Annotated in this window: 19 protein-coding genes and 1 tRNA gene; 13 read left to right on the forward strand and 7 right to left on the reverse strand. The window is 63.6% G+C overall.

The window, feature by feature from the left end:
- Positions 1-11: 11 nt before the first annotated feature.
- The gene (gene tkt, locus AC1DKY_RS12380; protein ID WP_441603627.1) at positions 12-2,060 is read left to right on the forward strand and encodes a transketolase; all 2,049 of its coding nucleotides are present in this window, start codon (positions 12-14) and stop codon (positions 2,058-2,060) included.
- A gap of 24 nt (positions 2,061-2,084) precedes the next feature.
- Here tkt and gnd read toward each other — a convergent pair whose 3' ends face one another.
- Positions 2,085-2,990: a phosphogluconate dehydrogenase (NAD(+)-dependent, decarboxylating) gene (gene gnd, locus AC1DKY_RS12385; protein ID WP_441603628.1), complete on the reverse strand. Its 906-nt coding sequence runs from the start codon at positions 2,988-2,990 to the stop codon at positions 2,085-2,087.
- 247 nt (positions 2,991-3,237) lie between these two features.
- Between gnd and AC1DKY_RS12390 the strand changes: the two genes are divergently transcribed.
- The 6 genes from AC1DKY_RS12390 to fdhE all read left to right on the forward strand — a co-directional run bounded on the left by AC1DKY_RS12390 (position 3,238) and on the right by fdhE (position 10,512).
- Positions 3,238-4,635 carry a serine hydrolase domain-containing protein gene (locus AC1DKY_RS12390; RefSeq protein ID WP_441603629.1) on the forward strand — a complete coding sequence of 466 codons (1,398 nt, stop codon included), beginning with the start codon at positions 3,238-3,240 and terminating at the stop codon, positions 4,633-4,635.
- A 274-nt stretch (positions 4,636-4,909) separates the two neighbouring features.
- Entirely contained in the window at positions 4,910-5,503 is a 594-nt protein-coding gene (locus AC1DKY_RS12395) for a sulfate ABC transporter substrate-binding protein (RefSeq protein ID WP_046972997.1), read from the forward strand.
- Positions 5,504-5,515: 12 nt separating this feature from the next.
- Positions 5,516-7,984, forward strand: coding sequence for a formate dehydrogenase-N subunit alpha (fdnG, locus tag AC1DKY_RS12400; RefSeq protein WP_477179763.1), 2,469 nt, complete (start codon positions 5,516-5,518; stop codon positions 7,982-7,984).
- Between the two features lie 10 nt (positions 7,985-7,994).
- Positions 7,995-8,909, forward strand: coding sequence for a formate dehydrogenase subunit beta (gene fdxH, locus AC1DKY_RS12405; RefSeq protein WP_441603631.1), 915 nt, complete (start codon positions 7,995-7,997; stop codon positions 8,907-8,909).
- The gene (locus AC1DKY_RS12410; protein WP_441603632.1) at positions 8,906-9,565 is read left to right on the forward strand and encodes a formate dehydrogenase subunit gamma; all 660 of its coding nucleotides are present in this window, start codon (positions 8,906-8,908) and stop codon (positions 9,563-9,565) included. Before fdxH ends, AC1DKY_RS12410 begins: the two co-directional genes overlap by 4 nt.
- Entirely contained in the window at positions 9,562-10,512 is a 951-nt protein-coding gene (fdhE, locus tag AC1DKY_RS12415) for a formate dehydrogenase accessory protein FdhE (RefSeq protein ID WP_441603633.1), read from the forward strand. The genes AC1DKY_RS12410 and fdhE overlap by 4 nt, the downstream gene beginning before the upstream one ends.
- 18 nt (positions 10,513-10,530) lie before the next feature.
- Here the strand turns inward: fdhE and AC1DKY_RS12420 are convergent, their stop codons facing one another.
- Positions 10,531-11,583: a permease gene (locus AC1DKY_RS12420; RefSeq protein ID WP_441603634.1), complete on the reverse strand. Its 1,053-nt coding sequence runs from the start codon at positions 11,581-11,583 to the stop codon at positions 10,531-10,533.
- A gap of 317 nt (positions 11,584-11,900) precedes the next feature.
- On the opposite strand from AC1DKY_RS12420, the gene selA reads away from it, so the two are divergent.
- The 3 genes from selA to AC1DKY_RS12435 all read left to right on the forward strand — a co-directional run bounded on the left by selA (position 11,901) and on the right by AC1DKY_RS12435 (position 15,359).
- A complete protein-coding gene (gene selA, locus AC1DKY_RS12425) occupies positions 11,901-13,319 on the forward strand; it encodes an L-seryl-tRNA(Sec) selenium transferase (protein WP_441603635.1) in 1,419 nt (472 codons plus the stop codon).
- Complete coding sequence (gene selB / locus AC1DKY_RS12430; protein WP_441603636.1) at positions 13,316-15,250, forward strand: selenocysteine-specific translation elongation factor; 1,935 nt, start codon at positions 13,316-13,318, stop codon at positions 15,248-15,250. Before selA ends, selB begins: the two co-directional genes overlap by 4 nt.
- A 12-nt stretch (positions 15,251-15,262) precedes the next feature.
- A tRNA-Sec gene (locus tag AC1DKY_RS12435) sits at positions 15,263-15,359 on the forward strand.
- Positions 15,360-15,374: 15 nt separating this feature from the next.
- Here AC1DKY_RS12435 and selD read toward each other — a convergent pair.
- From selD to AC1DKY_RS12450, 3 genes are all read right to left on the reverse strand, one after another.
- Complete coding sequence (gene selD, locus AC1DKY_RS12440) at positions 15,375-16,415, reverse strand: selenide, water dikinase SelD (protein ID WP_441603637.1); 1,041 nt, start codon at positions 16,413-16,415, stop codon at positions 15,375-15,377.
- Positions 16,416-16,566: 151 nt separating this feature from the next.
- Positions 16,567-17,328, reverse strand: a complete 762-nt coding sequence (locus tag AC1DKY_RS12445) for an SDR family oxidoreductase (protein ID WP_441603638.1) — start codon at positions 17,326-17,328, stop codon at positions 16,567-16,569.
- 21 nt (positions 17,329-17,349) lie between these two features.
- Positions 17,350-17,751 (reverse strand): nuclear transport factor 2 family protein, encoded by a 402-nt coding sequence (locus AC1DKY_RS12450; protein ID WP_441603639.1) that lies wholly within the window; start codon positions 17,749-17,751, stop codon positions 17,350-17,352.
- 152 nt (positions 17,752-17,903) lie between these two features.
- Between AC1DKY_RS12450 and AC1DKY_RS12455 the strand changes: the two genes are divergently transcribed.
- A complete protein-coding gene (locus AC1DKY_RS12455) occupies positions 17,904-18,515 on the forward strand; it encodes a TetR/AcrR family transcriptional regulator (RefSeq protein WP_441603640.1) in 612 nt (203 codons plus the stop codon).
- Positions 18,516-18,582: 67 nt separating this feature from the next.
- On the opposite strand, the gene AC1DKY_RS12460 is transcribed toward AC1DKY_RS12455, so the two are convergent.
- Both AC1DKY_RS12460 and AC1DKY_RS12465 read right to left on the reverse strand, forming a co-directional pair.
- The gene (locus tag AC1DKY_RS12460) at positions 18,583-19,974 is read right to left on the reverse strand and encodes a heavy metal sensor histidine kinase (RefSeq protein WP_441603641.1); all 1,392 of its coding nucleotides are present in this window, start codon (positions 19,972-19,974) and stop codon (positions 18,583-18,585) included.
- Positions 19,974-20,654, reverse strand: a complete 681-nt coding sequence (locus AC1DKY_RS12465) for a heavy metal response regulator transcription factor (protein WP_441603642.1) — start codon at positions 20,652-20,654, stop codon at positions 19,974-19,976. Before AC1DKY_RS12465 ends, AC1DKY_RS12460 begins: the two co-directional genes overlap by 1 nt.
- Positions 20,655-20,800: 146 nt before the next feature.
- On the opposite strand from AC1DKY_RS12465, the gene AC1DKY_RS12470 reads away from it, so the two are divergent.
- Together AC1DKY_RS12470 and AC1DKY_RS12475 are read left to right on the forward strand one after the other, a co-directional pair.
- Positions 20,801-23,992 carry an efflux RND transporter permease subunit gene (locus AC1DKY_RS12470; RefSeq protein ID WP_441603643.1) on the forward strand — a complete coding sequence of 1,064 codons (3,192 nt, stop codon included), beginning with the start codon at positions 20,801-20,803 and terminating at the stop codon, positions 23,990-23,992.
- Positions 23,993-24,005: 13 nt separating this feature from the next.
- Complete coding sequence (locus AC1DKY_RS12475; RefSeq protein ID WP_441603644.1) at positions 24,006-25,169, forward strand: efflux RND transporter periplasmic adaptor subunit; 1,164 nt, start codon at positions 24,006-24,008, stop codon at positions 25,167-25,169.
- The last annotated feature ends 15 nt before the right edge of the window (positions 25,170-25,184 follow it).

Consider the following 25,184-nt stretch of genomic DNA (forward strand, 5'->3'; position numbering starts at 1 on the left):
AGGTGACCCGCATGACCGATGAGCTCGATCTGAAAGGCATCAACACGCTGCGCTTCCTGTCGGTCGACATGGTGCAGAAGGCCAATAGCGGGCATCCCGGCCTGCCGCTCGATGCGGCGCCGATGGCTTATGTGTTGTGGACACGCTGGCTCCGGCATAACCCGGCCAACCCGGAGTGGTTTGATCGCGACCGCTTTGTGCTGTCCGCAGGTCATGGCTCAGCCTTGCTTTACAGCCTGCTCTACGCCACCGGTTACGACGTATCGCTCGACGACATCAAGCAGTTCCGCCAATGGCACAGCAAGACGCCCGGACATCCCGAGCGCGGCGACACGCCCGGCGTGGAGACCACCACGGGGCCGTTGGGGCAGGGTCTGGCCAATGCGGTGGGCATGGCGATGGCGGAGGCGCAGATGGCGGCGCGCTACAACCGTCCGCAGCATGCGGTGATCGATCACCACACCTATGCCATCGTGAGCGATGGCGATCTGATGGAAGGCGTGGCTTCGGAAGCCGCATCGCTGGCGGGGCATCTGCGGCTGGGCAAGCTGATCTGCCTGTATGACCAGAATGCGATGACGCTGTCCGCCGCCACCGACATGACGTTTACCGAAGACGTGCGGCAGCGTTTCGATGCGTATGGCTGGCACACCATCGCCGTGACCGACGGCAACGATCTGGTGGCGATCGATGCGGCGCTGGAGACGGCGCGCGCCAAAGCCACGCGACCCACCTTGATCCTGGTGCGCACCAGCCTCGGTTATGGTTCGCCAAAGCAGGATACGTTCGAGGCGCATGGCTCGCCGCTGGGCGCGGAAAGCGTGCGCCGGACGAAAGAGAATCTCGGCTGGCCGCTAGAGCCGGACTTCTACGTGCCGGAGGATGCGCTCGCCCATTTCCGCAAGGCGCTGCCGCGCGGAGCAGAACTTGAAACGGCGTGGGACGATCGGATGCAGGCGTATGCGAAGGCGTTCCCCGATCTCCATGATGAAGTGCAACGCAGCCTGCGCGGCGAACTGGCCGACGGTTGGGACGCGGATATCCCGGTGTTTCCCGCCGATGCCAAGGGCATGGCGACACGTGACGCATCTAGCAAGGTGATGAATGCGTTTGCCGCCAAAGTGCCTGCTTTTACCGGCGGCTCAGCGGATCTGAATCCCTCCACCAAGACTGCCATGAAGGGCCTGGGCGACTTCAATCCGCCCGCGTCAAAGGGCGGGGATCTGCAGGGTTCCGATGTGTCGGGCTGGAGTTTCCAAGGCCGCAATCTGCATTTCGGCGTGCGCGAACATGCGATGGGCGCCATCGTCAACGGACTGGCAGCGCATGGCGGCACGATTCCGTTTGGAGCCACCTTCCTGATCTTCTCCGATTACATGCGTCCGCCGATGCGTTTGGCGGCGCTGATGAAGCTGCACGTCATCCATGTGTTCACGCACGACAGCATTGCGCTTGGCGAAGACGGGCCGACCCATCAGCCGGTGGAGCAGCTCGCCGCGCTGCGCGCCATTCCCAATCTCACGCTGATACGCCCGGGCGACGCCAACGAAACCGCGGTCGCCTGGCGTGTGGCCCTGCAAACGAAGGGCCGTCCGGTGCTGTTGGTGCTGACCCGGCAAAACGTGCCCACGCTGGATCGCGAGCGCATGGCATCCGCCGATGGGCTGCGTCGCGGCGCCTATGTGCTATTCGATACACCGGGTAAAAAGCCCGAGCTGATCCTGATCGCCAGCGGTTCGGAAGTCGGCCTGATCGTGGAGGCCGCCCAGCGTCTGGAAGAAGAGGGCGTCGCTGTGCGCTGCGTGTCGATGCCGAGCTGGGAGTTGTTCGAGGCGTTGCCGCAAGCCGAACGTGACGAGGTATTGCCGCCGTCGGTGACGGCGCGACTGGCCGTGGAGCTGGGCATATCCCAAGGTTGGGAGCGCTACGTGGGTTCGCGCGGCGACATGATGGGCATCGAGACTTTCGGCGCATCCGCACCCGCCGAAGTGCTGCTGAAAGAATACGGCTTCACCGTCGATGCGGTCTGCCAACGCGCCAAGGCCCTGCTCGCTCGATAGCGGCAGGGCCTGGCGGCTGGCGAGTTATTCCTTCTTGATCGGATGACCGCCAAACTCGTTGCGCATGGCCGACAGCAGTTTGTCGGTGTACGAATCCTTGTCGCGCGAGCGCAGCCGCTCGATCAGCGACTGGGTGATGACCGGCGCGGGCACGTTCAGCTCAATGGCTTCATCAACCGTCCAGCGGCCTTCGCCGGAATCGGCCACGTAGGGAGCGATGCCGGACATATCGGGATTCTTTTTCAGTGCGTCGGCGGTCAGATCGAGCAGCCATGAACGCACCACGCTGCCATAGCGCCAGATCTCGGCGACCTGCTGCAAGTCGAGCTCGAATTCAGCCTTGTGCCGCAGGATGGAGAAGCCTTCGGCATACGCCTGCATCATGCCGTACTCGATGCCGTTGTGAACCATCTTGGTGAAGTGGCCCGAACCCACCGGCCCGACACGCGCCCAACCCTGATCCCTGGCAGGTGCCAGCGCTTCGAAAATCGGACGCAGACGCTCTACCGCTGCCTCATCGCCGCCGATCATCAGGCTGTAACCCTCGGCCAGTCCCCAGACGCCGCCGCTGGTGCCGCAGTCGACATAGGCGATGGCATGCCCGGCGAAACGCTGCGCGCGGCGCAACGTGTCTTTGTAGTAGGAGTTGCCGCCGTCGATGATGGTGTCGCCTGCGGCGAGCAACGGCAGCAGCGCGTCGAGGCTGGCATCCGTGACGTCGCCGGCGGGCACCATCAGCCACAGCGTGCGCGGAGCGGGCAGGGCGGCAACCAGCGCTGCAAGCGATTCGGCTGTTTGCGCGCCGCTGCTTTCCAGCGCTTTGCGCGCTGCCTCTTGCGGATCGAAGCCGACGATCTGATGTCCGCCCTTCATCAGCCGCTGAGCCATATTGGCTCCCATCCTGCCCAAACCGATCATGCCGAGTTTCATTGGTCTTCCTAAGCCCGATAGGGATACAAAGTGTTGCGACAAGCCTGCATTTTGCGCTCGTTGCAGGCAAGTCTGCGTGAGAGTAAGGCGAACTCACTGCTGAGGAGCGCCTGACGCGACCCATCGAAAGAAGTTGAGCCGCGTCGTCATCGTGCGGGAACAGTTGCGAGGCAGAGGCACGGTGTCATACCTTCGCGCGCTGGTGGATGGACGCATGCTGCGTCCGGGTGCCCCTATGGAGACGGGAATGCGCTTGCGTATCGGCCTGGCTGTGTTTGCCCTGGTGTTCTCGCTGACGGCGACGGCCACCACATCCCCCACGTCGGATACTCCGCTGGCCAAAGCCGCGCAGGCGGCGCTGGAGAGTGCATCGATCAAGAACGGCCCAGGTGTAGTGGCGGTGATTGCCAAGGGCGACGCCATCGTGTTTCGCGGTGCGACCGGGCTGGCCCAGATCGAACTGGGCGTGCCGCTCGATCCGGATCAGGTGTTCCGCATTGCGTCGGTCACCAAGATGTTCACCGCCGCCACGGTGATCAAGCTTGCCGAGATGGGCAAGCTGTCGCTGGACAATAAGCTCGCCACTTATCTTCCCGACTTCCCCGATGCCGGCAACATCACGCTGCGGGAACTGTTGAATCACACCGCAGGCGTTTCCGACAAGACCAAGGATCCGCAGCCCGGCTTCATGAAGCGCGATGTGGATACGGCCACGCTGGTGGACGAAATCCGCAAGCGCACGCCGACCTTTGCGCCGGGCGCGCAGCAGCAGTACTCGAACGGTGGTTACATCCTGCTGGGAGCGGTGATCGAGAAGGTGACGGGCGAACCCTGGCATGCGGCCATGACGCGCCTCTTGCTGGAGCCCTTGGGTCTGCAACACATCCGCTATGGCGACAATGCCGTGGTCATGCCAGGGCGCGTTGCCGGCTACACGACGGACAACCCGGCACACCAGGTCAAGAATGCTTCGTTTATCAGCATGAGCATCCCCGCAGCGGCAGGCGGCCTGGTTGCCACGGCGGAGGATCTGGTGCGCTGGATGCGTGCGTTGACGCATGGGCGTGTGATCAGCGCTCAGGACTTCCAGATGATGATCACGCCGGCCGTGCCCGGCGCTGCGCATCCCTACGGCATGGGCATGTATCTCTGGCGCGTGCGCGCAAGCGAGATGGTTGGGCATACCGGGCAGATCGACGGCTTCTGTTCCGCCGTCGCGTACCTGCCGAAGCAAGATGTGACAGTGATTGTGCTGGCTAATGATGACAATTTCGATGCCCGCACCATGAGCCGCCGGCTGGCCGCCATCGCGCTGGGCCGGCCCTATGTGACGCCGGCGGCGGCGACGTCAACCGATGCCGCGCTGAGTGCCTTGGAAGGCGCGTATCGCATCGACGCCACCACCACGCAGACGCTGTCGGTCCAGGATCACCAGCTCTACGCCCAACGCACGGGTCGTCATGCGGTGCCGATGCAGGTCGCCGCGGATGGAAAGCTCTATTTCGTGCCGGACGAACTCAGTTACTTCGTGCCCGTGCGCGACGCCGCGGGCAAGGTCACGCGACTGGATTATTTCGATGGCGGCGATGCGCCTGCCGTGGCCATGCCGCGGATAGCCAATGCAGTCAACGCTGCCCATCCGTAGCCGAAGGGCAGCGTGACGAAAGTGTGATCGGACGTGTTTATTCGGGTCCGGCTTCATACTTTCGTCTAAGAGAAATGTGACGATTTGCATCCGCCAAAAACGCTTTTCAGGGCAACGGAAATTCGCAAGAAATCCGACCCCTCGGACCGGAGAACTGTGCTACCTTTTTGAGCAGGCGACAGCTTCATTGCCGTCGTCGCCACGGAGTTTTCGAGCCACGTCGACGCCCTGGATTGGGCGGTTGGTCCAGCCAGATTTCCGGGAGCGCTACGCGATGCCAATGACTCGCCGCGAGTTCATCAAGTTCACAGGCTTGGGGCTGGCAGCATCCAGTCTCGGCGTGTTGGGCTTTGGCGAATCGGGGGTGGCGCAAGCCGCCGCCGTTCGACCTTTCAAGCTTGCCCACGCCACTGAAACACGCAACACCTGCACGTATTGTTCAGTGGCCTGCGGCATCATCATCTACAGCATGGGTGATCGCGCCAAGAACGCGCTGTCCAACATCATCCACATCGAGGGTGATCCGGATCATCCGGTCAATCGCGGCACCTTGTGCCCGAAGGGTTCGGCGCTGCTCGACATTGTGCATGCACCCACGCGACTGAAAGAGCCGCGTTACCGTGCGCCCGGCGGCACCGAGTTCAAGACCGTGTCCTGGGATTTCGCGCTGGACCGCATCGCGCGTCTGATGAAGGACGATCGCGACAAGAACTTCATCGCGAAGAACGCCAAGGGCGACACCGTCAACCGCTGGACCAGCGTGGGCATGCTGGCGGCGTCGGCGTCGTCCAGCGAAACCTCCTACCTGACCTGGAAGGTGGTTCGCTCGCTCGGCATGGTGGTGTTCGACAACCAGGCGCGTGTCTGACACGGACCGACGGTGGCCAGTCTGGCCCCATCATTCGGTCGCGGTGCAATGACCAACACCTGGCAGGACATCAAGAACGCCAATGTCGTTATCGTCATGGGTGGCAACGCTGCCGAGGCGCATCCGTGCGGCTTCAAATGGGTGATCGAGGCGAAGATCGAGAACGGCGCCAAGCTCGTCGTGGTCGATCCGCGCTTCACGCGCACGGCCTCGGTGGCCGATTACTACGCGCCGATACGCCCGGGCACCGATATCGCCTTCCTCAATGGCGTGATTCGTTACCTGCTGGAGCACGACAAGATCCAGCATGAGTATGTGCGCTCGTATACCAATGCCAGCCTGATCGTGAAGGACGGTTTCGATTTCCAGGATGGCCTGTTTACCGGCTACAACGAGGAAACGCGTACCTACGACAAGTCGACCTGGGACTACGACCTGGACAAGGACGGCTTTGCCCGCGCCGACGACACCTGGCAAGACCCACGTTGCGTGATCAACCTGCTCAAGCATCACGTGTCCCGCTACACGCCGGAGATGGTCTCGCGTATTACCGGCACGCCGCAGGACAAGTACCTGCATATCTGCGAGTTGATCGCCAGCACCTGCGCGCCCGACAAGGCCATGACCAGCCTGTTTGCACTGGGTTGGACGCAGCACTCGGTGGGTGCGCAGAACATCCGCAACATGGCGATGATCCAGCTGCTGCTGGGCAATATCGGCGTGGCCGGTGGCGGCATGAATGCCTTGCGCGGGCATTCGAACATCCAGGGTTTGACCGACGTCGGCCTGCTGTCCAATCAGATGCCGGGCTATATGAACCTGCCCACCGACAAGGAAACCGACTTCGACATCTACATGTCGACCCGTCAGTTCAAGCCTTTGCGCCCGGGACAGATCAGCTACTACCAAAACACCCGCAAGCTGTTCGTGAGCTTCATGAAGGCGTTCTACGGCGACGCCGCCACGCAGGAAAACAACTGGGCGTTCGATTGGCTGCCCAAGCTCGACATCCCGCTGTACGACATCATCAAGGCGTTCGAGATGATGAACAACGGCCAGATGACGGGCTACATCTGCCAGGGCTTCAACCCGCTGCAGGCCTTCCCGGATCGCGGCAAGATCCGCCGCGGCCTGAGCAAGCTGAAGTTCCTGGTGACGATGGATCCGCTGGATACGGAAACCTCGCGTTTCTGGCAGGACTTCGGTCCGCAGAACCCGGCCAATTCGGCCGAGATCCAGACCGAAGTATTCCAGCTGCCGGTCACCTGCTTCGCCGAAGAAAACGGCTCCCTGGTCAATTCGGCGCGCTGGCTGCAGTGGCACTGGAAAGCGGCGGAAGGTCCGGGCGATTCGATGTCCGATATCTGGATCATGAGCGGCATCTATCACCGGCTGCGCGAGCTGTATCGCAAGGAAGGCGGCGCCTTCCCCGATCCGCTGCTCAACCTCACCTGGAAATACACCGATCCGCTGAGTCCCGACCCGGAAGAGCTGGCGAAGGAAATGAATGGTCGCGCCCTGGCCGATCTCACCGATGCGACCACCGGTGCAGTGACCAAGGCCGGCACCTTGCTCGATGGCTTTGGGCAATTGCGCGATGACGGCAGTACGTCGTCCGGCTGCTGGATCTTCTCCGGCTCGTTCACCGAGAAGGGCAACCAGATGGCGCGGCGCGACGCCACCGATCCACGCGAGCAAGGCATCGCGCCGAACTGGGCGTGGGCGTGGCCGGCGAACCGGCGCATCTTGTACAACCGTGCCAGTGCCGATCCCGCAGGCAAACCATGGAACCCGGCCAAGCCGGTCATTTCGTGGAACGGCATACGCTGGGTGGGCATCGACGTGCCCGATTACACGCCCACCCTGGCACCGTCGGCAGGCGCAAGTCCTTTCATCATGAACGACGAAGGCCTGGGTCGGCTGTTCGCCCGCAAGCTGATGGCGGAGGGGCCGTTCCCCGAGCACTACGAGCCGCTGGAATCGCCGGTGGCGAACCCGCTGCATCCCAAGGTGCAGAACAACCCGGCAGCCCGCGTGTTCGCCGATGACCGCGCTGCGTTTGGCAGTCCAAAGAACTTTCCCTATGTGGCTACCACGTATCGCCTCACCGAGCACTTCCACTTCTGGACCAAACACGCACTGATCAACGCGATCCTCCAGCCGGAGGAATTCATCGAGATCGGCGAGGTGCTGGCCAAGGAGAAGGGCATCGAGCAGGGCGGTTGGGTGAAGGTGTCGTCCAAGCGCGGCGAAGTGATTTGCAAGGCCTATGTCACCAAGCGCATCAAGCCGATGACCGTGGATGGCAAGCCGACCCATGTGATCGGGGTGCCCTTGCATTGGGGCTTCACCGGCCAGGCCAGGAAGGGCTACGGGGCCAACACGCTGACGCCGTCCGTGGGCGACGCCAATACGCAGACGCCGGAGTTCAAGGCGTTCCTGGTCAACATTGAAAAGACCACGGCGCCAGTCGCCGCCTGAGGAAGCCGTCATGTCCGATCTGCAATCGCAAGATTACATCCGGCGTTCCGCCTCCACGATGACGCCGCCCATGGCGCGCAGCACCGAGGAGCAGGTGGCCAAGCTCATCGATGTGACCCGCTGCATCGGCTGCAAGGCCTGCCAGTCGGCGTGCATGGAGTGGAACAACCTTCGCCAGGAAATTGGCCACTTCGAAGGCTCTTATCAGAATCCCAATGATCTGAGCCCCGATGTGTGGACGCTGATGAAGTTTGCCGAATACGAAAACGAGCAGGGCAATCTGGAATGGCTGATCCGCAAGGACGGCTGCATGCACTGCGAAGATCCCGGCTGCCTCAAGGCGTGTCCGGCGCCGGGGGCGATCGTGCAATACGCCAACGGCATCGTCGATTTCATCAGCGACAAATGCATCGGCTGCGGCTACTGCGTGAAGGGTTGCCCGTTCGATATTCCGCGCATCAGCAAGAAGGACCACAAGTCCTACAAGTGCACGCTGTGTTCGGATCGCGTCGCCGTGGGCCTGGAGCCGGCGTGCGTCAAGGCATGTCCCACTGGCGCCATCATGTTCGGCACCAAGACCGACATGGCGCACTGGGCGGGCGAGCGCATCGTCGACCTGAAATCGCGCGGTTTCGAAAAGGCTGGCTTGTACGACCCGCCGGAAGTGGGCGGCACCCACGTGATGTACGTGCTGCATCACGCCGACAAGCCCTCGCTGTATTCGGGCCTGCCCGACAACCCGCGCATCAGCGCTGCGGTGGAAGCATGGAAGGGCATTGCCAAGCCGCTGGCGATGGTGGGCATCGCGCTGGCTGCCGTGGTGGGCTTCTTCCATTACATCGTGAAGGGTCCCAACGAAGTGACTGAAGAGGACGAGGTGCAGGGCGAGCGCGTGCTGGAGGATGCCGCGGAGAAGACGCCATGAACCGGCCCAGGACCGTCATTGTTCGCTACACCACCTCCCAGCGGGTCAACCACTTGATCAATGCCATCTGCTTTACCTTGATGGTGCTGTCGGGCCTGTCGATGTTTCACCCGATCATGTTCTGGCTGTCCAATCTGTTTGGCGGCGGCCAGTGGACGCGCGCGATCCATCCCTGGATAGGCTGCGTGCTGATGGCGAGCTATATCGGGATGATCGCGCAGTTCTGGCGTGCGAACCTCTGGCGCCAGGAAGATACTGCGTGGATGAAGTCGGTGCCCGCGGTGATCGAGGACGATGAGGAACACATACCCGCGGTTGGCCACAACAATGCCGGCCAGAAACTGGTGTTCTGGTCGATGACCCTGCTGATCCCCACCTTGTTCATCACCGGCTTGACGATCTGGGAAGTGTATTTCGGCGAAGCCACCTCCATTCCGGTGCAGCGCGCCGCCGTGCTGATCCACAGCACCGCAGCCTTCCTTGCCATCATCATCTGGATCGTCCACGTGTATGCCGGCATCTGGGTGCGTCACTCGGTGCGTGCGATGACCCAAGGTTATGTGACGCCGGGCTGGGCCTGGCGCCATCACCGCAAATGGCTGTGGGAGCTGGCGTCCGGCCAGAACGGCAAGAACAGCATCAGGAAGCGTCCATGAAGCAGGCTGGCGCACCGCCCGAGGGCAAATGGACCGGCCCGCAGCACGCCGGCGTCCGTTCGCCCGATCCGATCGTGCTGGCCGATCCGGGCAAGCGCTTTGCAGCCACGGCAAAGCGCTTGGAGCAGCTGGCAGACGGGCATCCGATGGAGGCTTGGTTGCAGTTCATGTCGATGCTCTCGCGAGCGCAGCACGAAGTGGCAACCACGTTGACGCCTGCAGCGGAACTCAGTGAGGCGTGGGTAGCGCAGGCAGTGGAAGCGCGCCTGCCGCCGCTGGCCGCCGACGGCCATCGTCGTGACGCGTCATGGCGTGCTGGCCTCGCGCTGCTGCTCGAACGCATCGATCGCGTTGGCCTGCCACCGGCGGCCGTGCATGCGATGGAGCAACTGCAGCGCAGCGATGCCGCCGCGCTGGACGAACTGGCCGACCACTTCCTGCGTGGCGAACTGGAGGCTGCCGAAGTGGGCGCGGTGGTGTTCGTTGCCGCGGCGCTGCAAGTGTATTTCACCTGTTCGGCAGCGCGTCTGCGGGCCGACGATCTGCGCCTGCTCGAAGAACGCTCGCTCTGCCCATGCTGCGGCTCGCCTTCGGTATCGGGCGTGATCACGGCGACCGGCGTGACGCCCGGCACGCGCTATCTGTCGTGCTCGATGTGCTCCGCCGCGTGGAACCACATGCGTGCGGTGTGCATCACCTGCGGCGGTACACGCAAGCTGTTCCTGCAAGGCATCGAAGATGACCCGGGCATCGTCAAGGCCGAAACCTGCGCCGAATGCCACACCTACGCCAAGGTCCTCTATCAGCTGAAGGACACCAAGGTCGATCCGTATGCGGACGATCTGGCCTCGCTCGGCCTGGACATCCTGGTCACCGAAGCGGGTTTTGCCCGCCACGCGCCCAACCCGCTGCTGCTGGTGGGCGATGGCGAAGCGGTGGCCGACTAGCCACCGCCATCGCGTGCCTCAGTGCAGACCCAGCCCTGACGCCAGCGCGCCACCCAGGATGCCGAAGCCGACCACGGCCGCTGCCAGCGCCAGCAGCAGGCGCAGATTGAAAGATCGGCCAACCATCACCAGCGAGGGCAGGCTGACCGGCGGCAAGGTCATCATCAAGGCCGCCGCAGGCCCGGCGCCGATGCCAAGGGCCAGCATGGCCTGCACGATCGGCACTTCACCCGCGGTGGGAATCACGAACAGCATGCCGGCCACGGCCAGCGCCGCGATCCAGAACCACTGGTTGCCGATCTCCGGACCGATATGCGGGAACATCCAGGCGCGCGCCGCGCCCAGCAGCAACACGATCACCACGTATTCGGGAATCAGTCGCACCGTCATCCTCAGGAAGATGCGCGCCCAGCGCTTCAGCGTTTCGCCCCATGACACGGGTTCGGACTCCAGCGGCTGCGCCGGGATCGGCACGTCCGCGCCCGGTGTCGACATCCGGTTGGCCAGATAGCCCAGCCCGAACACCATCGGCACGCTGAGCAGCAGGCGCAGCCCGGTCCAGTACCAGCCGAGGACGAAGCCGGTGAAGATCAGCGTCGCCGGATTCAACATCGTGTTGCCCAGCCAGAAAGCGACCGCCGCACCGGGCGTCGCCCGATGTGCGCGCAGGCCCACCACCACCGGCGAGGCGCAGCAGGTGCACATCATTCCCGGCACCGCGAGGAGCCCGCCGGCCAGCACACTGCCGAAACCGTAGCGACCAAGCACGCGCTCCACCCAGCGTACCGGCAGCAAGGCCTGGACGCCCGAGCCCAGCAACAAGCCGAGCACCATCGCCTGCCAGATGGCCTTGCCATAAGCGACGGCATAGCCGAGTGCGGCGCTCCAGGACGGCGCTGGTGCGCTGGCCTGGTCGCCCATCAGGATCGAGTGGCCGATCGAATGCTGGGATGCGGCGACAAAGGCGCGTCCGTAATACGGATGCCACTTCACGTAGAACAAGCCGGCAACCACCAGCAACAGGAACACGAACCAGCGGACATGACGCGCTGTTTGAATTGCAGCAGACATGGACATCCCCACGAACAGTCGTGACATCACGGCCCTGACAGGGCACGCCATTGCCACCTCTGCCACAGGCCGGACGCACTGTGCAGGGGCAAGCCCATCGCGGCTGCGGTGCAGTCGCGCGAGAGAGCATGCTACGGCATTTGGCCAATGTCACCCTAGCGAAGGCCATAGCCACGGTCGTTCGTGAATCCGATGTGCAGGCAGGCGTGGTGACGAAGCGCCTTGACCGGCTTGAACGCGCCCAGCAGCATAGGGCCAACATTAGCCATCATCGGTCGGCACGCAAGCGTGCCCGCCGATGTCACTGGATACGCGCCATGGCGGAACCCGATGTCGTCTCGCTGCGCCAACTTCCGGCGGTTGCCACGGTGCTGGCAACGGCTGAAGCGATGCTGTTGCTGGAACGACACGGGCGCGTGGCGACCACCGACGCCATCCGCCGCATGATCGACGACGCGCGTGCCGCCTTGCGCGCCGCTCCCGGCACTGCACCCGGCGCCGACGAACTCGCCCAGCGTGCCGGCGCGTGGCTGGATGCACGCACGCCGGGCCTGCGCCCCTTGTTCAACCTTACCGGCACCGTGCTGCACACCAATCTCGGTCGCGCGCTGCTGGCCGAGGCGGCGATCGATGCGGCGGTGGAGGCGATGCGTCATCCCGTATCGCTCGAATTTGACCTGGACGAAGGCGGGCGCGGCGACCGCGACGATCATCTGCGCTCCCTGCTGTGCAGCCTGACCGGCGCCGAAGACGCCACCGTGGTGAACAACAACGCCGCCGCCGTGCTGCTCTGCCTCAACACCTTTGCGCTCGGCCGTGACGCCGTGGTTTCGCGAGGCGAGCTGATCGAGATCGGCGGCGCCTTCCGCATGCCCGACATCATGGCTCGCGCAGGCGCGCACATGGTGGAAGTGGGAACCACCAACCGCACCCATGCTGCCGACTATCGCAGCGTGCTCAGCCCACGCACGGGCATCGTGCTCAAGGTGCACACCTCCAATTACCGCATCCAGGGCTTTACCGCCGAAGTGGGCGCCGCCGAGCTGGCGGCCATCGCCGATGCCGCCGGTGTGCCGCTGCTGAACGACCTGGGCTCCGGCAGCCTGGTGGATCTGTCGCACTACGGGCTGGCCAAGGAACCGACCGTGCGCGAGGCGGTGGGCGAGGGCGCGCGGCTGGTCACCTTCTCCGGCGACAAATTGCTGGGCGGTCCGCAGGCCGGCTTCATCGTCGGCGATCGTGCGCTGATCGAACAAATCAACCGCAATCCGCTCAAGCGCGCGCTGCGCGTGGACAAGCTTCGCCTCGCTGCGATCGAGGCCACGCTCAAGCTCTATCACGATCCGGATCGCCTGGCCGAACGGCTGCCGACGTTGCGTTTTCTTGCACGCCAGCAGTCCGATATCCAGGCGCAGGCGCAACGATTGCTCCCCGCCGTAGCAGAGCGTCTCGGCGACGCTTTTGCCGTGGATGTCGACGACTGCCTCAGCCAGGTCGGTTCCGGCGCCTTGCCGCTGGATACGCTGACCAGCGCTGCCCTGGTGATACGCGCGCGTGGCAGCCAGAGCGCGTTGGAGCGCTTGACCGCGGCGCTGCGTGCGCTGCCGCGTCCCATCATCGGCCGGGTCGCCGTGGGCGCATTGCGACTGGACCTGCGTTGCCTGGACGAACAGGACGAGAACGCATTCCTCGAGGCGCTCGCCCAGCTCCCAGCCGCCGCCACGCACGCTCCATGATCGTAGGCACGGCGGGCCACATCGATCACGGCAAGACGGCGCTGGTGCGCGCCCTGACCGGTGTCGAGGGCGATCGCCTGAAGGAAGAGCAGCGCCGCGGCATCACCATCGACCTGGGATTCGCGTTTCTTCCGCTGGACGACAGCAGCATCCTCGGCTTCATCGACGTGCCGGGCCACGAACGTTTCGTGCACACCATGGTGGCGGGTGCGAGCGGCATCGATATCGCGCTGCTGGTGGTGGCAGCCGACGATGGCGTGATGCCGCAGACCCTCGAACACCTGGCCATCCTCGATCTGTTGCAGGTCGAGCGTGGCCTGGTTGCGCTGACCAAGGTCGATCGCGTAACGCCCGGACGCCTTGCCGAGGTGAGTGCACAGATCCATGAGGCGATGGCAGGGACGGTACTGGAAGGCGCCGAGGTATGGCCGGTTTCTTCGATCACGGGTGAGGGTGTCGATGCACTGCGCGATCGACTCGTCGCCGAGGCGCGTGCCCTGGGCGAGCGCGCCAGCGACGGCCGTTTTCGCCTGGCGGTCGACCGCGTTTTCACCTTGCCCGGCATCGGACTGGTGGTGACGGGCACCGTCTTGTCGGGCGTGGTTCGTGTCAAAGACCAGGTGTTGCTCAGCCCCACGGGGCTTGCCGCACGCGTGCGCTCGGTGCACGCGCAGAACCGCGACGTGGAGTGCGGGCGTGCAGGCGACCGGTGCGCGCTCAACCTGGTCGGCGAGGACATCGCCAAGGACACGATCCATCGCGGCGACATGGTGGTCGATCCTTTCCTGCACGCGCCCACCGATCGCATCGATGCGCGCCTGCAGCTCTTGCCTGGCGAACCCCGGCCGATCGGCCAATGGTTTCCGGCACGGCTGCATCACGCCGCGGTGGAAGTGGGCGCACGCATCGTCCTGCTCGAAGGGCAGCAGCTCTTGCCTGGCCAGATGGCCGACGTGCAACTGGTGTTGAGCCGTCCGATTGCCGCGGCAGCGTTTGATCGCTTCGTGCTGCGTGACGTGTCCGCCCAGCGCACCATGGGTGGCGGACAGTTTTTCGATCTGCGCGCACCATCGCGGCAACGGCGAACGGCAGCGCGTGAAGCGCAGCGTGAAGCGCAAGCGATCAGCGATCCTCGGCAAGCCTTGGCCAGCCTGCTGGAGGCGCCGCCGTTCGCCTGGGATCTGCTGGCTTTCGCGCGGGATCGCGCACTCTCCGATGCCGTGATGGAAGGCGTCGTAGCGGCGCTGGCGCCGATCATCTTCCAGGCAGACGACGAACGCATTGCGATCAGCCAGGCACATTGGCCGACCTTTGTCGCCAATCTGATCGAGCGACTGGAAGCGTTTCACGCCAACAACCCGGATGTCCAAGGCATGGGCCGGGAAAAGCTGCGGCTGGCCGTGCAACCGAAATTGCCGCCGTCGGCATTTGCGCTGGCCTTGCAACACGCCGACCTCGCGGGACGCGTGGTCCGTGACGGTGCGTTTGTGCGCCTGGCCAGCCACTCCCTGCAGATGAATCCGGCCAGCGAGGCGATGTGGCAACGCGTGGCGCCGCTTTTGGGCGGCGGCGAGCGCTTTCGTCCGCCGCGCGTTCGCGACATTGCCGGCGTGCTGTCGCGCCCCGAGCAGGAGATTCGGCAGCTGATGCATTTGGCGGCGCGCATGGGCCTGGCCGACGAAGTGGCGCATGACCACTTCTTCCTGCGCGCGACCATGCACGAGATGGTCATGATCGCGGCGGATATTTCTGCGCAATCCAGTGACGGGCGGTTCACCGCGGCGCAGTTTCGCGATCGCCTGGACAATGGTCGTAAAGTCGCCATCCAGATACTAGAATTTCTCGACCGGCAGGGCGTCACGCTCAATCGCGGTAGCATGCGCAGGATGCAGGCGCGCTCCCTCGACTTGTACGGACCCGCCTCGTCGTGATCGCGCGATTAAGGAAGAGCATCGTCTCCGGTGGGGCGTCCGGACTTCAAATCCGGGTGAGGCAGATAAGACTGTCTCGGGTGGGTTCGACTCCCATGCTCTTCCGCCATCTCTGGCGGTTGTCTTATACGACGTCGATGCCCGGCGTTCCGTCACTCAGCGTGCCGATGATGCTCGCGCAGGGATAGCCGGCCGCCTCGATCTGCGACCGAATCGCTTCGGCCCGCTCGGGCTTGCACGCCACCAGCAGGCCGCCCGAGGTTTGCGGATCGGTCAGCAAGGCGCGGCGCCATGCCGGCAAATCCGCGGGCAGGGTGACGCCGTCGCTGTAGCTGTTCCAGTTGCGGTTGGAAGCGCCGGTGACGTAACCCGCTTCGGCCAGGGCCTGTGCCTGCCGGAAGAACGGAATGCGCGCCTGTTCCAGGCGTATGCGCAGGCCACTGCCCCGCGCCATTTCCAGGCCGTGTCCCAGCAGACCGAAGCCGGTGACGTCGGTGATCGCATGCACGTCTTCGTCCTTGCCCAGTTCGCAACCGATGCGGTTGAGCAAAGTGGTGGATACCAGCATCTCGGTGTACGCGTCGGCGGGCAGCGCCTGCTTCTTGAAGGCTGCCGAATAGATGCCGACACCGATGCCCTTGGTCAGGATCAGTGCGTCGCCGGCGCGTGCAGTGGAGTTGCGCCGCACGTTGCGCGCCGCCGACAAACCGACCACGGCAAGTCCGTAGATCGGCTCGGCAGAATCAATCGAGTGGCCGCCCGCCACCGGAATACCGGCCTGCGTGCAAACCGCTTCGCCGCCAGCAAGAATCGCACGCACGGTGTCCACATCGAGCTTGTTCAGCGGCATGCCCAGGATGGCCAGCGCCATGATCGGCTTGCCGCCCATGGCATACACATCCGATAGCGCATTGGTGGCGGCGATGCGCCCGAAGTCATAAGGATCATCGACCACCGGCATAAAGAAATCGGTGGTGGCGATGACGCAGGTACTTTCATCCACCTGCCACACGGCCGCATCGTCGCTGTTTTCCGTGCCCACCAGCAGATGCGCATACGGCATCGTCGCGGGCTTGTTGGCAAGCAACTCCTGCAGCACCGATGGTGCGAGCTTGCAGCCACAGCCACCGCCGTGGGCCAGATCAGTCAAGCGAACGGAGGTCATACACGCTCCTCCCGATGGCAGGTCGGCCAGGGTCCGCGCAGCATAGCGAAAAGCGGCTGGTCGTGACGTGCCTTCGGGTGGAGAGGCGTTTGTCAGGTGCGTATCAGCGCCGTTCGCATGTCTCCGGCGTTTCGTTCACGTGCAGTCTGATCTAGGCCGCGGCTGCCGCGCCCGAAAGAAACGCGCCATTGAACTCGGTCACGAAGGCCATTTCGCCCGGGCCAGGATTGGCGCGCAGCGCTTGAGCACGTTCCACCAGGATTTCGTCGGCATCGGTGGCCAGCGCAGCCATGGTTTGTTCGATGAAGGGCTTGAGCGGCATCGCACGCGGCTCTTCGCTGCTGTTGAGCAGGTCGGTCTGCACCCAGGGCGGGGCGATTTCGAGCACGCGCACATCATCGTTGCTCAACATGAATCGCTGCGACATCGCGTAGGAGTGCATGGCGGCCTTGCTTGCCGAGTACACAGCGGCGGGCGCCAGCGGTACGAAGCCGAGGACCGAGGTGACATACGCGATCACGGCGTTCTTGCGGGTCTTGAGGTGCTCGACGAAAGCCGAGGTCAGGCGCATGGGGCCAAGCAGATTGGTGGTCACCGTATCGAGCATCTGCTTGTCGTCCAGCGGGCGGGATGCGTCGTCGATATCCATGATCCCCGCGTTGTTGATGACAACGTTGATGTCGGGAAATCGTTCGATGGCTTCGGCGGCGGCGCTGCGGATGCTCTCCACGTCGCTCACATCCATGACCAGCGATTGCATGCCTGGATTGGCTTGCGTCACCGCATCAAGCAGCGCTTTGCGGCGGCTGGCGATGATCACTTTATTGCCCGATCGATGGAGGGCTTCGGCCAGTCCGCGGCCGATGCCGGAGGCGCCGCCGGTGATGAAGATGGTGTTGCCGGTGAGTTTCATGAGCGTACTCCTCGAAGGAAATCAGGAAGGGAAGCGTTCGCCGAACATCGGCAAACCGCTTTTGGATTCGGCCTGGGTGGCTTCGTCTTGCAGCACGTCCCAGTGTTCGGCCAGCTTGCCGTTCTCGATGCGCACGACATCGGCGGCAATCCACGCAGCCGGACGACCGTGCCCGGAGAAGCGCCCGTGCACGATGACGTAGTCGCCCTCGGCCAGGATCAACCCGTGTTCGTAGCGCAGCGTGTCGGGAATGCTGCGGATCAGATTGAACAGGCCGTCACGGCCGGGCTCGATATGCGCGCTGTGCTGGATGTATTGATCGGACCAGTAGTGTTTGGCCGCTTCGTAGTCGCGCTGGTTGAACAGCGTGTCGAAGGCCTCAAGCACCAGGGCTTTGTTTTGTTCGGCGGAGGTCGTGGACATGGTCGTTTCCTCTGGAAGTCTGGCGGCTCAGTTGACCGGACGGCTGGAGATCACAATGGTGATCACCATTGACGTAGAGTAGACTGGCACCGGGTTGGACCATTGTCAATGGTGATCACCATTGTTTTTTGAGATAATGGTCTTGTTGGGCCTTGGCCAGGAGTAGCGACATGGGTGTTACAAAGCAGCAAGCCATTGAAAATAAACGATCTATCGTCGCCGCAGCGGAAAAGCTGTTCCGCGAGCGGGGAGTGGCTGCCGTGGGCCTGTCGGAGCTGACCAAGGCCGCCGGATTTACCCAGGGGGGCTTCTACAACCACTTCAAGTCGAAGGATGCCCTGGTCGCGGCGGTGATGGAGAAGGCCATGGAGGAGGGAGCGGAGCGGCTGCTGGCTGGCATTCAAGCGTCCAAAGACGACGCGGCCGATCCGATGAAGCGCCACGTCGATTGGTATCTGTCCGAGGAACACCGGGCCGATGTCGAGGCCGGTTGTCCGCTGACCGGATTCGCCGGCGATGTGCGGCGCCTCAGCAAGGAAGCGCGGCAGTCCTATGCGCAGGGACTGACCTGGAATATCGACCAGCTGGCGAGTGTGCTGAAAGGCGAGGATGCGCAGGAGCGCAGGAGCAAGGCCATCGCATTGTTCAGTCAGATGGTCGGTTCACTCGTGCTTTCGCGTGCGGTGGTCGAGGCCGATCCCGAACTGGCCGATGAAGTACTCAAGGATGGTCGACAGCAACTGCTGCAGGCATTGGATGGCTAAATGAAACACGCTCCCGACCCAGCGCAGTCGCTGTGTCAACGGGATGTTCGACCTTGGGCTTGTTTGCTCAGTGAACGGGAAACCAGAGCACGAAACGTGTGATGCCCTGTGGCTGGCTGTCTACCGTGACCCGGCCGCCATGAAGTTCGATGATACTTTTCACGATGGACAGGCCAAGTCCCGTGGAGTTGGCCGAGTCGCTGCGGGAACGATCCACCCGGTAGAAGCGGTCGAACAGCTTGTCCAGGTGCTCCGCTGAGATGCCTGCGCCGGGATTCTCCACCGCGACTGTCACCGCTTCATCTGTCCGGCTGGCCAGGAGTGTGATGATCTGTTCCGGCGGGGTATAGCGAAGAGCGTTGGATAAGAGATTGCCCACGGCCCGGCGAAATAGTTCGCGGTCTGCGCTGATCGTGGCGGAACCCTGGATCTCGATGCCGACTCTTGCATCCAAAGCAATGCCTTCGAAGTAATCGGCGATACGCTGCAGCTCCTCGCGTACGTCGAGGGTCGAACGCTGCAGCGCAAATTGGGGGTTATCCGCGCGCGCCAGAAACAACACACTTTCGATAGTCCGGCTTACGCGGTCGCATTCCTCGATATTGGAACCGAGCAAGGCCTGGTACTCCGCGCTCGTGCGCAGACGCGTGAGCGCTACCTCATTGGTGCCGCGCAGGTTGCCCACTGGCGTGCGAAGGTCGTGCGCGAGGTCGACCGTAAACTGCCAGACCCGCGCGAATCCGCCTTCGAGGCGATCGAGCATCTCGTTCAAGGCATGGGCGAGGGCGTGCAACTCCGTCGGCGCATTGCCGGCCGACAGGCGCGTATGGAGGTTCTGTGCATGGATGGTGGCCGCGTCGGCAGCCATGGATCGCAAGGGCCGAAGGGCGCGGCGCACCAGCAGATAGCTGAGCACCATCGCTGCGATCATGCCCGCCAACAGGCGCAGCGCCATGTCTCGCCGGTATCTTCGAAGCAACACTGCGCGGTCGGCAAACGAGCGCGCCACCATGATGGTCACGTGTGCACCGTCCCGCATCTGGCCCACCACGGCCACGCCGCGTATGGGAAAATCATGATCGCCATGCCATGTGTTCAGCATGCTGGCGACGATACGCTGACCGGTGGGCACGACGCCCTGGGGGGCGAGCGGAAGGTTTGTCGGATTGTGGTCAACGATGACATGCCCGGCATCATCGACCATGCGCAAGGCGTTGTTGTCATCACCGAGGACGCTGACCACCATGCGATCCTGATGGGTCTTCAGGTCCTCCATGGAGTCCAGCTCGGCCACGAGCCGTCGAAGATGGCGGGCTGAAAGCACAATGTTGGTCTCGTCCTGCTCCAGGATGCGCTGTTCCGCCGCCCGGTAGAGCAGCCATCCCACCAGGATGAAACACGCCGCTGTGATCACCGTGAAGGTGACGGTCAGCCGCGTGGCGAGGGAGAGGCGACGCATCAGTCGTCCCCGCGTTCGTCATCGAGCACATAACCCATGCCGCGCACGGTGTGGATGAGCTTGGTGTCGTGACCGTCATCGATCTTCACGCGCAATCGGCGTATGGCGACCTCGACCACGTTGGTATCGCTGTCGAAATTCATGTCCCACACATAGGAGGCGATCTGCGTGCGGCTCAGCACTTCACCGCGCCGTCTCGCCAGTAACTGCAGCAACGAGAACTCCTTGGGCGTCAGGTCGATGCGCTGGCCGCTGCGCCGCACGCGTCGTCGCACGGCATCGATTTCCAGGTCGCCGATATGGACGTGTTCAATATCGCGCGGCGGTCCCCGCCGGAGCAGGGTGCGGATGCGCGCCAGCAGCTCCACGAAGGCAAAGGGCTTGACCAGATAGTCGTCGCCGCCAAGCTCAAGCCCGCGCACGCGCTCTTCGAGTTCGTCGATCGCGGTCAGCAGCAGGACCGGGGTGTCCTTCTTGGTGCGCAGGCGGCGCAACACCTCCCATCCGTCCATGCCCGGAAGCATGACGTCGAGAACCACCAGGTCGTAGTCCTCTTCGAGCGCATGGTGCAGGCCATCGATGCCGTTGGCCACCACGTCAACGGTGAAGCCGGATTCTTCGAGTCCCTTCTTCAGGTACTCGCCGGCTTTCTTCTCATCCTCGATAACCAGCAGGCGCATGGGGAGTCTCGCGTGGTGCCTGGGCCGATCATACGCGGGGCGTCCGGGAGGCGTGATTACAGATTTGTCAGGAAGCGGTCAGGGGCATGCAAGCGCCCTGAATCTAGCCTTCAGCCTGACCTGACCTGTCCAAGACGGAGCCTGCTATGTGGATCGTCCAACTGGCGCTGCGGCGACCCTATACCTTCATCGTGCTGGCCCTGCTGCTGGCCATCATTGGCCCGCTCATGGTGTTGCGGACGCCGACCGATATCTTTCCCAACATCAATATTCCGGTGTTGAGCATCGTGTGGTCGTTCAACGGCTTTTCGGCCGATGACATGACCAACCGCATCACCACGCCCTATGAGCGCGCCCTGACCTCCGATGTGGACAACATCGAGCACGTGGAGTCGCAGACGGTCAACGGCACCGCGGTGATCAAGGTGTACTTCCACGAAGGCGCGGACATCAACCGCGCGATTGCCGAGGCGTCGGCCAATGCGCAGTCGATTCTTCGCGTGCTCCCGCCGGGTACCTTGCCACCCCTGGTGATCTCGTACAACGCCTCCACGGTGCCGATCCTGCAGCTTGCATTGTCCAGTCATACCCTGCCGGAGCAGCAGCTGTATGACCTTGGCAATAACTTCATCCGTACCCAGCTGGCGACAGTGCAGGGCGCCGCCATTCCGCTGCCGTTCGGCGGCAAGGTGCGGCAGATCATGGTCGACATCGATCCCAAGGCCTTGCAGGCGCACAGCCTGTCGCCGCTGGACGTGGTCAACGCGGTGAACGCGCAAAACCTGATCCTGCCCGGCGGCACCGCCAAGATCGGCGAGCTCGAATACAACGTGAACCTCAACGGCAGCCCGACCTCGGTCGATGCATTGAACATGCTGCCGGTGAGGGCGACGGACGGTGGCGTGACCTATCTGCGCGACGTGGCGACGGTGCGCGACGGCTTTGCGCCGCAGACCAATATCGTGCGCGTCGACGGTACGCGCTCTGCCTTGCTGCAGGTGGAGAAATCAGGCGACGCATCGACGCTGGACATCATTGCCTCCGTCAAGGGCATGCTGCCGAAGATTGCCGCGGGTCTTCCCAAGGCGCTCGATATCAAGCCGGTGTCCGATCAGTCGGTCTTCGTGAGTTCGGCCGTGGCGGGCGTGGTTCGCGAGGGCCTCATCGCCGCTGGTCTGACGGCCATGATGATCCTGCTGTTTCTTGGCAGCTGGCGGTCCACGCTCATTATCGCCATCACCATTCCGTTGTCGGTGATGACCTCGCTTATTGCGCTTTCCGTGCTCGGGCAGACCATCAACATCATGACCCTGGGTGGCCTGGCGCTGGCGGTGGGCATCCTGGTCGACGATGCCACCGTGGCCATCGAGGCCATCAGCCACCACCGGGATATGGGCAAGTCGCTGCATGACGCGATCATCGATGCCTCGGCGCAGATCGCCTTGCCGACGCTGGTATCGACCTTGTCGATCTGCATCGTGTTCCTGCCGATGTTCCTGCTGTCCGGTGTGGCGCGCTATCTGTTCGTGCCGCTGGCCGAAGCGGTGGTGTTCGCGATGCTGGCGTCGTATTTCTTCTCGCGCGCTCTGATCCCTACGCTGGCTATGTACATGCTGCGCAACGATCGCGTGGCCGATGGTGCAGGGCAGGGGCGCGCCGGCGCGCTGCGTCGGTTCCAGCAGCGCTTCGAGCGTGGCTTCGAGCGCTTTCACGGGCGGTATCAGGGCGCCTTGCAGACACTGCTTGCCCACCCACGCGGGCTGGCGGTGATATTCGCCCTGGTGTGCGGCGGTTCGCTGCTGCTGGTGCCCTTCCTCGGCCGTGATTTCTTCCCGACCTCGGATACGGGCGAAATCCGCCTCCATCTGCGCGCTCACACCGGTACGCGCATCGAGCAGACCGCACGGCTTGTCGATCTGGTGGAGCAGCGCATCCGCGTGGTCATCCCGCCGCGCGAGCTGGGCAGCGTGCTCGACAACATCGGGCTGCCGGTCAGCGGCATCAACATGACCTATGATTCCTCGTTGCCCGTGGGCTCTGCGGATGCCGACGTCCTGATCTCCCTCAAGCCCGACCACCGGCCCACGGAGGAGTACGTCAGCGCGCTGCGCGATCATCTCAATCACGATTTCCCCGGCGTGACGTTCTCGTTCCTGCCGGCGGACATCATCAGCCAGACACTGGACTTCGGTTTGCCGTCGCCGATCGACGTGCAGGTGGTGGGCAACGACAAGGAGGGCAATCGCAAGGTCGCCGAAGAACTGCTGGCCCAGCTTCGCCACGTGGATGGCCTGGTCGATCCACGCATCCAGCAGCCGAACGATGCGCCATCCATCAATGTCGATGTGGATCGCGTCAAGGCGCTTGAAGCAGGCTTCCAGCAGCGCACGATCGCCCAGAACCTGCTCATTGCCTTGTCAGGCAGCGCGCAGACCACGCCCAACTTTTGGTTGAACCCCAAGAACGGGGTGAGTTATCCGCTGACCACGGAAGCGCCGCAGTACACCATCGATTCGCTGCAGGCGCTGGGCAATATTCCGTTGACCGCAGGCAGCGTCAAGCAAGTGGCGCCGCCGATCCTGGGCTCCCTGAGCACGCTCAGCCGCACGTCGCAGGACGCCGTGGTATCGCACTACAACGTGCAGCCCGTGATTGACATCTTCGCTGGCGTGCAGGGACGCGACCTGGGTGCGGTGGCGGGCGATATCGATCGCCTGGTTGCAGCGGCAAAGGCGCATCTGCCGGCGGGCTCAAGCATCGCGGTGCGCGGCGAAGTGCAGACCATGCAGTCCTCGTTCAAGGGCCTGATGCTCGGGCTCGCCTTTGCAGTACTGCTGGTGTACGCGCTGATGGTGGTGAACTTCCAGTCATGGACCGATCCGCTGATCATCATCAGCGGGCTGCCGGGCGCACTGGCCGGCATGGCGTGGATGCTGTTTGTCACCCGTACGACCATCAGCGTGCCCGCACTTACCGGCGCCATCATGTGTATCGGCATCGCCACGGCGAACAGCATCCTGGTGGTCAGCTTTGCGCGCGATCGGCTCCAGCAAGGCGCGACGGCACTGCAAGCCGCCTTTGATGCCGGCAGCACCCGCTTCCGTCCGGTGCTGATGACGGCACTGGCCATGCTCATCGGCATGCTGCCGATGGCGCTGGGCCTGGGCGATGGCGGTGAGCAGAACGCGCCCCTGGGCCGCGCGGTCATCGGCGGCCTGATGTTCGGCACCGTGGCCACGCTGGTCTTCGTCCCGGTGGTGTTCGCCGCCGTGCACGCGTGGCTCGGCCGCCGCCAACATGTCTTGCCCGCACTTCCTTCCCCGCTTCCGACGCCCTGATGGGAGAGTCACCATGAACGCGCTTATTCCAGTTCCGACATCGTCACGTTCGCGCCTTCCCGCCATTCTGCCGGTGGCTGCCATCTGCCTGGCGCTGGCTGCCGGTGGATTGCCGAGGCTGTCTGCACACGCGGCGGTGGTGCGCCAGACAGCGGCGCTCAGCACGCCGACGGTGGCCGTGGTTGCCCCGGACCATGCACCGCTCCAGCAGTCACTCGTGTTGCCAGGCGACGTGGAGGCGTTCCAGGAGGCCAGCATCTATGCGCGCACCAGCGGCTACCTGGGACGGTGGCTGACCGATATCGGCACGCATGTTCACAGCGGACAGCTGCTGGCCGAAATCCAATCGCCGGAAGTTGATGCGCAGCTCGCGCAGGCTCGTGCAGACGCGGCGACCGCCTCAGCCAACTATCAGATCGCCAAGGTCACCGCCTCGCGCTGGGAGAGCATGCTCAAGAGCAATGCGGTATCCGAGCAATCCAGCCAGGAGAACGTGAGCACGATGAAGGCGAAGCAAGCCATGTTCGCAGCCGCACAAGCGAACGTGGACCGACTTCAGCAGCTGCAATCGTTCGAGAAGGTCTACGCTCCCTTCGATGGCGTCGTCACCGTGCGCAATATCGATGTCGGCGCCTTGATCGATGCCGGCAACGGTGGCACGCCGGCTGCGCTCTTCAAACTGGCCGAAACGGACAAGCTGCGCATCTTCGTCAACGTGCCGCAGGACAATGCCGCGGATGTGGCCATCGGTGCCCGTGCGACGCTGACCTTGCCGCAGTATCCGGGCCGGACCTTTGTGGGAAGCGTGGCACGCACGGCTGGCGCGATCGATCCATCCAGCCGCACGCTGCGCGTGGAAGTGGATATGGATAACGCCGATGGCGCCGTTCCCCCGGGCGCCTATGCCCAGGTAAGTCTCGCCCTTGCAGCACCCAAGGCCATGCTTTCGTTGCCGGCCAATACGTTGCTGTTTCGTCCATCGGGCGTGCAGGTGGCGACGGTCGACGGCAAGGGGCAAGTGCGCTTGATGACGGTCACCCTGGGCCGGGATTTCGGCACGCGCGTTGAGATTCTCACGGGCCTGAGTGGCAACGAGCGTGTGATCGTCAACCCGGGCGATGCCGTCAGCAACGGGCAACCGGTGAGCATCAACACGCACCCCGCAGATGCAACCTGAGCGACGGAGGCATAG

The organism is Dyella sp. 01N448 (assembly GCF_056399225.1).

Excerpts from the sequence above, each read along its gene's own strand:
- selB (WP_441603636.1), top strand. The coding sequence starts at position 13,316 with ATGATCGTAGGCACGGCGGGCCACATCGATCACGGCAAGACGGCGCTG.
- selA (WP_441603635.1), top strand. The coding sequence starts at position 11,901 with ATGGCGGAACCCGATGTCGTCTCGCTGCGCCAACTTCCGGCGGTTGCC.
- AC1DKY_RS12410 (WP_441603632.1), top strand. The coding sequence starts at position 8,906 with ATGAACCGGCCCAGGACCGTCATTGTTCGCTACACCACCTCCCAGCGG.
- AC1DKY_RS12445 (WP_441603638.1), bottom strand. The coding sequence starts at position 17,328 with ATGAAACTCACCGGCAACACCATCTTCATCACCGGCGGCGCCTCCGGC.
- AC1DKY_RS12465 (WP_441603642.1), bottom strand. The coding sequence starts at position 20,654 with ATGCGCCTGCTGGTTATCGAGGATGAGAAGAAAGCCGGCGAGTACCTG.
- tkt (WP_441603627.1), top strand. The coding sequence starts at position 12 with ATGACCGATGAGCTCGATCTGAAAGGCATCAACACGCTGCGCTTCCTG.
- fdxH (WP_441603631.1), top strand. The coding sequence starts at position 7,995 with ATGTCCGATCTGCAATCGCAAGATTACATCCGGCGTTCCGCCTCCACG.
- gnd (WP_441603628.1), bottom strand. The coding sequence starts at position 2,990 with ATGAAACTCGGCATGATCGGTTTGGGCAGGATGGGAGCCAATATGGCT.
- AC1DKY_RS12475 (WP_441603644.1), top strand. The coding sequence starts at position 24,006 with ATGAACGCGCTTATTCCAGTTCCGACATCGTCACGTTCGCGCCTTCCC.
- AC1DKY_RS12450 (WP_441603639.1), bottom strand. The coding sequence starts at position 17,751 with ATGTCCACGACCTCCGCCGAACAAAACAAAGCCCTGGTGCTTGAGGCC.
- AC1DKY_RS12390 (WP_441603629.1), top strand. The coding sequence starts at position 3,238 with ATGCGCTTGCGTATCGGCCTGGCTGTGTTTGCCCTGGTGTTCTCGCTG.
- selD (WP_441603637.1), bottom strand. The coding sequence starts at position 16,415 with ATGACCTCCGTTCGCTTGACTGATCTGGCCCACGGCGGTGGCTGTGGC.
- fdhE (WP_441603633.1), top strand. The coding sequence starts at position 9,562 with ATGAAGCAGGCTGGCGCACCGCCCGAGGGCAAATGGACCGGCCCGCAG.
- AC1DKY_RS12470 (WP_441603643.1), top strand. The coding sequence starts at position 20,801 with ATGTGGATCGTCCAACTGGCGCTGCGGCGACCCTATACCTTCATCGTG.
- AC1DKY_RS12460 (WP_441603641.1), bottom strand. The coding sequence starts at position 19,974 with ATGCGTCGCCTCTCCCTCGCCACGCGGCTGACCGTCACCTTCACGGTG.
- AC1DKY_RS12395 (WP_046972997.1), top strand. The coding sequence starts at position 4,910 with ATGCCAATGACTCGCCGCGAGTTCATCAAGTTCACAGGCTTGGGGCTG.
- AC1DKY_RS12420 (WP_441603634.1), bottom strand. The coding sequence starts at position 11,583 with ATGTCTGCTGCAATTCAAACAGCGCGTCATGTCCGCTGGTTCGTGTTC.